Source organism: Streptomyces rectiviolaceus (assembly GCF_039533825.1).
Lineage (GTDB): Bacteria > Actinomycetota > Actinomycetes > Streptomycetales > Streptomycetaceae > Streptomyces > Streptomyces rectiviolaceus.
On record NZ_BAAAUG010000152.1, the window covers coordinates 19,384 to 27,272 of the forward strand.

7 protein-coding genes are annotated in these 7,889 nt (G+C 71.0%); 5 read left to right on the forward strand and 2 right to left on the reverse strand.

Annotated features, from left to right (window positions below):
- The first annotated feature begins 189 nt into the window (after positions 1-189).
- The 4 genes from ABD378_RS34885 (at position 190) to ABD378_RS34900 (ending at position 4,880) form a co-directional block, all read left to right on the forward strand.
- Positions 190-1,518, forward strand: a complete 1,329-nt coding sequence (locus ABD378_RS34885) for a DUF2252 domain-containing protein (protein WP_344527744.1) — start codon at positions 190-192, stop codon at positions 1,516-1,518.
- Positions 1,519-1,597: 79 nt separating this feature from the next.
- Complete coding sequence (locus ABD378_RS34890; RefSeq protein WP_344527762.1) at positions 1,598-2,287, forward strand: hypothetical protein; 690 nt, start codon at positions 1,598-1,600, stop codon at positions 2,285-2,287.
- Between the two features lie 44 nt (positions 2,288-2,331).
- Positions 2,332-3,150 (forward strand): thioredoxin domain-containing protein, encoded by an 819-nt coding sequence (locus ABD378_RS34895; RefSeq protein ID WP_344527746.1) that lies wholly within the window; start codon positions 2,332-2,334, stop codon positions 3,148-3,150.
- Positions 3,151-3,257: 107 nt separating this feature from the next.
- Complete coding sequence (locus tag ABD378_RS34900; RefSeq protein ID WP_344527748.1) at positions 3,258-4,880, forward strand: serine/threonine-protein kinase; 1,623 nt, start codon at positions 3,258-3,260, stop codon at positions 4,878-4,880.
- 58 nt (positions 4,881-4,938) lie between these two features.
- On the opposite strand, the gene ABD378_RS34905 is transcribed toward ABD378_RS34900, so the two are convergent.
- Entirely contained in the window at positions 4,939-5,508 is a 570-nt protein-coding gene (locus tag ABD378_RS34905) for a dienelactone hydrolase family protein (protein ID WP_344527750.1), read from the reverse strand.
- Between the two features lie 30 nt (positions 5,509-5,538).
- Between ABD378_RS34905 and ABD378_RS34910 the strand changes: the two genes are divergently transcribed.
- Positions 5,539-6,630, forward strand: a complete 1,092-nt coding sequence (locus ABD378_RS34910) for a mechanosensitive ion channel family protein (RefSeq protein ID WP_344527752.1) — start codon at positions 5,539-5,541, stop codon at positions 6,628-6,630.
- A gap of 13 nt (positions 6,631-6,643) precedes the next feature.
- On the opposite strand, the gene ABD378_RS34915 is transcribed toward ABD378_RS34910, so the two are convergent.
- Positions 6,644-7,889 (reverse strand): cation:proton antiporter (locus ABD378_RS34915; RefSeq protein ID WP_344527754.1); only part of this gene is annotated, 1,246 nt, incomplete at its 5' end.

The following is a 7,889-nucleotide window of genomic DNA, read 5'->3' on the forward strand; positions in this document are numbered from 1 at the left end:
GCGGGAGGCCTCCGGAGAACGGGTGGTGACAGGCTGCGGGCAGTCTGGGGGGACAGCGTGGAAGTCTAATCCGCCGCACTGACAAGCGACGGGCACTCGGGGGTACCGTCGTGCGTTGGACAGGTCGGAGCACCTGTCCCAAATGTCATGCACGACCTGGCACCACCTGTTACCTGGAGGCACCCCGCGATGTCGGACCCGCAGCCCACCGCTGAGCAGCGCGGCGAGCAGATCCTCTCCGTCTTCGACACCGCGTTCGGCGAGCTGCTCGCCGCGGACCCCGCCGCGTTCCGGGTGAAGTTCCGGAAGATGGCCGCCTCCGCCTTCGCGTTCTACCGCGGCACGGCCTGCCTCTTCTACGGGGACCTGGAGCGCGAGCAGCACGGCGGTCCGTACCTGGACGAGCGCACGGGCCGGGTGTGGATCCACGGCGACCTGCACGCGGAGAACTTCGGCACGTACATGGACTCCCAGGGCCGCCTGATCTTCAACGTGAACGACTTCGACGAGGCGTACGTCGGCCCCTTCACGTGGGACCTGAAGCGCTTCGCCGTCTCCGTGGCCCTGATCGGGTACACGAAGGCGCTCAGCGACGAGCAGATCACCGACCTGGTGCGGATCTACGCCGCGGCGTACCGCGAGCGGATCCACGACCTGGCGACCGGCGCCAAGAGCGACGAGGTGCCGCCCTTCACCCTGGACACCGCCCAGGGACCGCTCCTGGACGCGCTGCGCGACGCGCGCTCGCTGACCCGCTTCGGGCTCCTGGAGTCCATGACGGAGATCCGCGACTTCGAGCGCCGCTTCGCCCCGGGCGGCGGCTCCATCGAGCTCGACGCGGCCACTCGCTACAAGGTGCTCGCCGCCTTCGACGGCTATCTGGAGACGCTGCCCGAGTCCTCGCTCACCCGCCCCGACTCGTACCGCGTCAAGGACGTCGTCGGGCGCCGCGGCATCGGCATCGGCTCCGCGGGACTGCCGTCGTACAACATCCTTCTCGAGGGCAACAGCGACGCCCTGGAGAACGACGTCGTGATCTATCTCAAGCAGGCCCAGACCCCGGCCGTCTCGCGGCACATCACCGACGGCGCGGTCCGTGACTACTTCCAGCACGAGGGCCACCGCACGGTGATCTCGCAGCGCGCGCTCCAGGCGCACGCCGACCCGTGGCTCGGCTGGACCGAGCTGGACGGCTCCGGGCAGCTGGTCGCCGAGGTCTCTCCGTACGCCGTGGACCTGGACTGGTCGGACATCGACGACTGGGACGAGATCGCCGCGGTCATCGCCGACCTGGGCCGCGCCACGGCCACGATGCACTCCGCCGCTGACGACGAGAGCGGCCACTCGGACCTGGTGCCGTTCTCCACGGAACGCGCGATCGACGCCGCCATCGCGGCGGACGAGGAGGGCTTCGGTGACCTGCTCGTGGACTTCGCGCACGAGTACGGCGCACGGGCGCGCAGGGACCACCAGATCTTCGTCGACCTGTTCCGTAACGGTCGGATTCCGGGTCTGTAGGCACGAAGACGACGCCGTGTAACTCATAGGCACCCTTTAGGGCTGCCTTATGGGAGCACATGGCACACTCGGCTGCGCGATGGACATATCCGGGACCCAGCTCAGAGCCGTGCGCGCGGCGCTCTTCACGGCGCTCGTCGTGACGCTCTCCGCCGCGTCGCACGTACTGCTGTCCCGCGCCCCGCTCCCGCTGACCACCGTCGCCATGATCGCCGCGGCGGTCTTCGTCATCGCGTACGCACTGGCGGGACGCGAGCGCGGCTACGGCCGGATCGCCGCCCTGCTGATCCCGCTGGAACTGGCCGCCGACACGGTGTTCACCACCGGGCAGCACGTCTGTTACGGCCAGGCGGGCGGTCCCGTCGCGGGCCCGCTGCGCTCCGTCGGCTTCGACGTGCTGTGCGGCGGTGCGAGCGTCGGCACCCCGCTGGCCCAGATGACCGGCGGCGACGGACACCGCGCCGCCGTGCTGCTCGCCGACGCCGATCCGAGCGCCGCCTGGCTGCTGCTCGGCGCGCACATCGGGGTCGGCCTGCTCGCGGCGTTCTGGCTGCGGCGCGGCGAGCGTGCCATGGCCCAGGTCCTGCGCGCGGTGGCCGCCTCCACCTTCCGGCGGCTGCTCATCGCGGTGGCCGCGGCGATCATCCGACCGCGGCCCGTACGCCGCGCCGCGCGCCCCGCGCGCCGGGTGCGGACCGCAGCACTTACGCGGCTTCTCGTGCATTTCGTGGGACGGCGTGGACCGCCGTGCTCGGCCGTCTTCGCCTGAGCACCACCGTCCCCACGCATGTCACCCCTACGGAGAACATCATCATGAGCAAGCGCAACAGCCAGGCGGCCAAGTCGGCGGCCCGCGAGCGGATCCGCGCCCAGCAGGAAGCCGAGCGCAAGCGGGAGAAGCGGAAGCGGTCGATGATCGTCGGCGTCTCCGTCGTCGCGGTCCTGGCCATCGCGGGCGGTGTCGGCTACGCCGTCATGCAGTCCAACAAGCCCGGCCACTGGGAAGCCGCCAAGGACGAGAAGCTGGTCAAGCCGGCCAACTCCTCGGGCACGGACGGCACGACCGTCGTCCTCGGCAAGGACAGCGCCAAGAAGACCCTCAAGGTCTACGAGGACCCGCGCTGCCCGGTCTGCGCCAGCTTCGAGCAGACCGTGGGCCCGACGGTCGAGAAGGACCTGAAGGACGGCAAGTACAAGATCCAGTTCATCGGCGCCTCGTTCCTCGACCGCAACCTGACGGGTGAGGGCTCCAAGAACGCGCTGAGCGCGATGGGTGCCGCCCTGAACGTGAGCGACCAGGCCTTCCTCGACTACAAGAAGGCGCTGTTCTCCAAGGAGAACCACCCTTCCGAGACCGAGGACAAGTTCAAGGACGACTCGTACCTGACCAAGATCGCGAACGAGGTCCCTGAGCTCAAGAAGAGCAAGACCTTCGCGAAGGACGTCAAGGACGGGACGTACGACCGCTGGGCCCTGGAGATGTCGAAGCAGTTCGACAACAACAAGGACGACGTCGACGGCACGCCTTCCTTCGTCATGGACGGCAAGAAGCTGACCGGCTCCGACAAGAAGAACGCGCCCTCGACGGTCGAGGACTACAAGAAGGCTGTCGACGCGGCGCTCAAGGGCTGAACGGACGAGGCAGCCGCACGCTGAGCGTGCACTCCTGACGCGAGAGCGGGCGAACGTTTCACAGTTCGCCCGCTCTCGCGCTGACTGCCGCCCTCTACTCTGGCGACATGAGTGGCCAGGGGGATGTGGTGGACGGGCGCTTCGAGCTGCTCGAGCGGCTCGGCAGCGGAGGCATGGGCACGGTGTGGCGGGCGCGCGACACCGTGCTGCACCGCGAGGTGGCCCTCAAGGAGGTGCGGCCCGCGGGGCCCGAGCTGACCGTCGAGGAGTCACGTGTCCTGCGGGAGCGGGTGCTGCGCGAGGCCAGGGCGCTGGCCCGGCTCAACCACCCACATGTGGTGACGATCCATCAGATCGTGGACACGGGCGGCCCGCACCCCTGGCTGGTGATGGAGCTCCTGCCGGGGCGCACGCTCCAGGACCTCCTGGAGCAGGGCACGTTGCCGCCGCACGAGGCGGCGCGCATCGGCCGCGAGCTGCTCTCGGCGCTGCGCGTCGCCCACGCGGCGGGCATCCTGCACCGGGACGTGAAGCCCGCCAACGTACTGCTGCGGCACGAAGCCCCGGGCGCTGGCGTCTCCGTGGTCCTCACGGACTTCGGCATCGCCTCGCTCCGGGGCTCCACCCAGCTCACCGCGACCGGCGACCTGATCGGTTCGCCGGAGTACATCGCGCCCGAGCGCATCCGCGGCACGGACCAGGGTCCGGCGGCCGACCTCTGGTCGCTCGGCCTTGTCCTCTACGTCGCCGTGGAGGGCGTCAGTCCGCTGCGCCGCGCCACGACGCTGGCCACGCTCGCCGCCGTGCTCGACGATCCGGTGCCGCCGCCGGTGCGCTCCGGGCCGCTCGCTCCGGTCCTGAGCGCCCTCCTCGTGCGGGACCCGGCGCTGCGTCCGGACGCGGAGCGACTGGACGCGATGCTCGCCGCGGTGGCGAACGGGATCGCCTGGCAGCCGACGGAGACTTCGGGGCGGCCTGCCGTCACGGCGGGGCCCGCTGTTCCGGCGGGGCCCGCTGTTCCGGCGGGGCCCGCTGTTCCGGCGGGGCCCGCTGTTCCGGCGGGGCCCGCTGTCACGGTGGGGCCGCCGTCCGTCGCGCCCCGAAGACGTACGCCTGCGGTCGTCGCGGTGATCGCCGTGGCGCTCGCTCTGGCGGCCGGTGCCGCGCTGGTGCTCGCGCTGCGGGGCGGGGCCGGAACGGGCGAGGAGGAGGGCAAGGGCGGCGGGAGTTCCTCCGCGTCGGCTTCCGCGTCGGCGTCCTCCTCGGCGTCACCGAGACCCACGAAGGGGTCGAAGAGCCCGGACCGGAGCGAGAGTCCGAGCCCGAGCGGGACGCCCACGCGGAGCGAGAGCCCCGACCCGACCACGCCACCGGCGTCCTCCCCCGGCGCCCCGCCCGCCTCGGGCAGCTGGATCGCCCAGCTCTTCTCCGAACCCGTCGGCTCGGGAGCGGACGCCCGTGACCGCAGGCTCGCGGCCGTGCGCAAGGAGGTGCCGGAGGCGGAGTATCTGCGCAGCGACGACTACGCGTCGCTGCGGCCCGGCTTCTGGGTGATCTACGCCCCCGGGCCGTTCGCGGACGGCCGGGCCGCCCTGCGGTTCTGCGCCGAGCGCGGCCGGTCCAGCGGCAACGAATGCGTCGGGCGGTATGTCAGCTCCAGCGGCGGCGACTACGGCCTGCAGTGCAAGCCGCCCGCGAGCGCCCCGGCGGGGCGCTGCACGCGCGCGTGAACCGGCACGCGCGCGTGAACCGGCACGCGCGCGTGAACCGGCAGTGCGGCCGCTGCGGCTAGAGCGTCTCCAGGAAGCCGATCGCCGTCCGCCACGTCGCCTCCGTGGCCTCGGCGTCGTAGTCGTCCAGGTCGGGGTCGGTGTAGAGGTGGCCGGCTCCGGCGTAGCGGTAGACCTCGACATCGGCTCCGGCGCGGCCCATCTGCAGGTACCACGCGCTCAGCCAGTCGTCCGTCTCGAACGGGTCCGGCTCGGCGACGTGCAGCTGCACCGGCAGCTCGTCCACCGTCGTGTTCTCCGCGATGTCGGACGTGCCGTGCAGGAGGAGCAGCCCGCGGGCCTTGGCGTCGCCGAGTGCGAGGGTCTGCGCGGTGGCGGCGCCGAACGAGAATCCGGCGTAGACCAGGCCCCGCTCGGAGTAGGGCGCTGCGGCCAGAATGGCCCGCTTCAGGAGCTCGTCCTTGCCGAGCTCGTCCTTGAAGGCCATGCCTTCCTCGACGGTGTCGAAGGTGCGCCCGTCGAACAGATCGGGCGTCGTCACCTCGTGTCCCTCGGCGCGCAGCCGGTCGGCCGCCGCGTGCACCGCGGGCCGCAGCCCGTACGTCGAGTGGAAAAGCATGATGTTCATGAGGCCATCGTGCCACCTACCCTCGGGAGCATGGAGAACGTACTGCGTCCGTTGATCGTGGTCGGCGGCTCGGTCGTGCTCACGCTGGCCGTGGTCTGGCTGGCCGATGTGCTGCTGCGCCGGGCCGACGACCGCCACCCGGACAATCCACTGTGGGGTCTGGCGCGCCGCTGCCGACTGCCGTTCCAACTTGTCCTGTGCGCCGCCCTGTTGCGCGGCTCGTTCGAACAGGCGGAGATCGCCAAAGACCATTCGGCGGGCGTCGCGCAGGCCCTGACCCTGATGCTCATCGGTTCGGTGGCCTGGCTCCTCGTCCGTATCGCGACGGCCGTCGTCGAGTCCACGTACGCGCGTTACGCGGGCGCCCACCGCGATCCGGCCCGGGTCCGCCGGGTGCGTACGCAGGTCACCCTCATCCAGCGGGTGGTCACCGCGATCGTCGGTGTCGTGGCCGTCGGGGCGATGCTGCTCACCTTCCCCGCCATGCAGGCGGCCGGCACGTCACTGCTCGCGTCGGCGGGCGTTCTGGGCATCGTCGCGGGCGTCGCCGCCCAGTCCACGCTCGCCAATCTCTTCGCCGGGCTGCAGATCGCCTTCGGCGACATGGTGCGGATCGGCGACACGGTCGTCGTGGACGGCGAGTGGGGCACGGTCGACGAGATCACGCTGACCTTCCTGGCCGTGCGGACCTGGGACGAGCGCCGGATCACGATGCCGGTGTCGTACTTCGTCTCGAAGCCCTTCGAGAACTGGTCGCGCGGTGGCTCCCAGATGACCGGCACGGTCTTCTTCCAGCTGGACCACACGGCGCCCGTCACCGAGATGCGCGAGAAGCTCCAGGACATCCTGCGCGAGTGCGCCGCCTGGGACGGCAGGGACTGGGGCCTGGCCGTCACGGACACGACGCCGAACACGATCCAGGTCCGCGCCCTGGTCACCGCCAAGGACGCGGACGACATCTGGACGGTGCGGGTCACGGTGCGCGAGCACCTGGTCCGCTGGCTCACCGAGCACCATGCGTACGCGCTGCCGCGGGTCAACACGGCCTGGGCCGAACCGCCGCCGGACGGCGACCATCCGCATCCGCCGCCGCCGATCGTGCCGCGTACGGGCCGGGGCTGAGTCGCGCCCTCCGTCAGGACGACCGCAGGCTGCGTACGTCGAGGTGGTGCAGGACCCGGTCGACGATCTCGGGGTCGGCGCCGGGTTCGCTGCGCGCGGCGAGGATCTCGTGGCGGGCGGCCGACATCATGTCGCGCTGGATGCGCTGGACCGCCTTGAGACGGTCGGCGCGCTTGGAGTACCGCTCGCGCCGTTCGTCGTCGACGATGTCCGGGCTGATCCTGGCGCCGATGTCGAACGCTCCGCGCAGCAGCCGCTCCGAGAGGTCCTCGGGCAGCTCCTCGACCTCTTCGATCTCCTTGAGGCGGCGCTTGGCCGCCTTGGCCGCCCGGATGGCGAGGTCACGCTCGACGGCCCGCTCGGCGTCGGTGTCCGCGCGCACCCCGAGCTTCTTCACCAGCCAGGGCAGCGTGAGCCCCTGGACGACGAGGGTCGCCACGATGACGCAGAAGGCGATGAAGATGATCTCGTCCCGGGCGGGGAAGGGGTCACCGTTCTCCGTCTTCAGCGGAATGGCGAGGGCGAGGGCGACCGACGCCACGCCGCGCATCCCGGACCACCACATGACGACGGTCTCGCGCCAGGTCGTCGGGATGTCCTCGTCGTAGTCCCGCAGCTTGTGCAGCCGCTTGGCGAGCCAGGTCGCGGGCAGCAGCCACAGGAGTCGTACGCCGACGACGACCGCGACGACCGCCGCGCCCCAGCCGATCATCTGCATCTCACGGCCGCCGGCCGTGCCGAAGACGTTGTGCAGCTCGAGCCCGATGAGCCCGAAGGCGACGCCGGTGACCAGGGTGTCGACGATCTGCCAGAACGTCTGCCCGGTGATCCGTCCGAGCACGTCGTCGGCGTCGGCGGCGTTCTCCGCGAGGTAGAGCGCGGTGGTCAGTACGGCGAGCACGCCTGAGCCCATCAGCTCCTCGGCCAGCACATAGCTCACGAAGGGCACGAGGAGCGTCAGGCCGGTCTGCAGGGTGGCCTCGCCGAGCAGCCCCATGAGCTTGTTGGTGAGCCAGCCGAGCGCGATCCCTATGGCGACGGCGACCACACCGGAGAGCACAAGCTGTCCCACCGCCGAGGGCCACGAGAACGTCCCGCTGACCGCCGCCGCGATCGCCACGTGGTAGAGCACGATCGCCGTGACGTCGTTGAAAAGACCCTCCCCCTCCAGGATCGACACGAGCCGCCGCGGCAGCCCGAGCGAACCGGCGACGGCGGTCGCGGCGACCGGGTCGGGCGGCGCCACGAGCGCGCCGAGC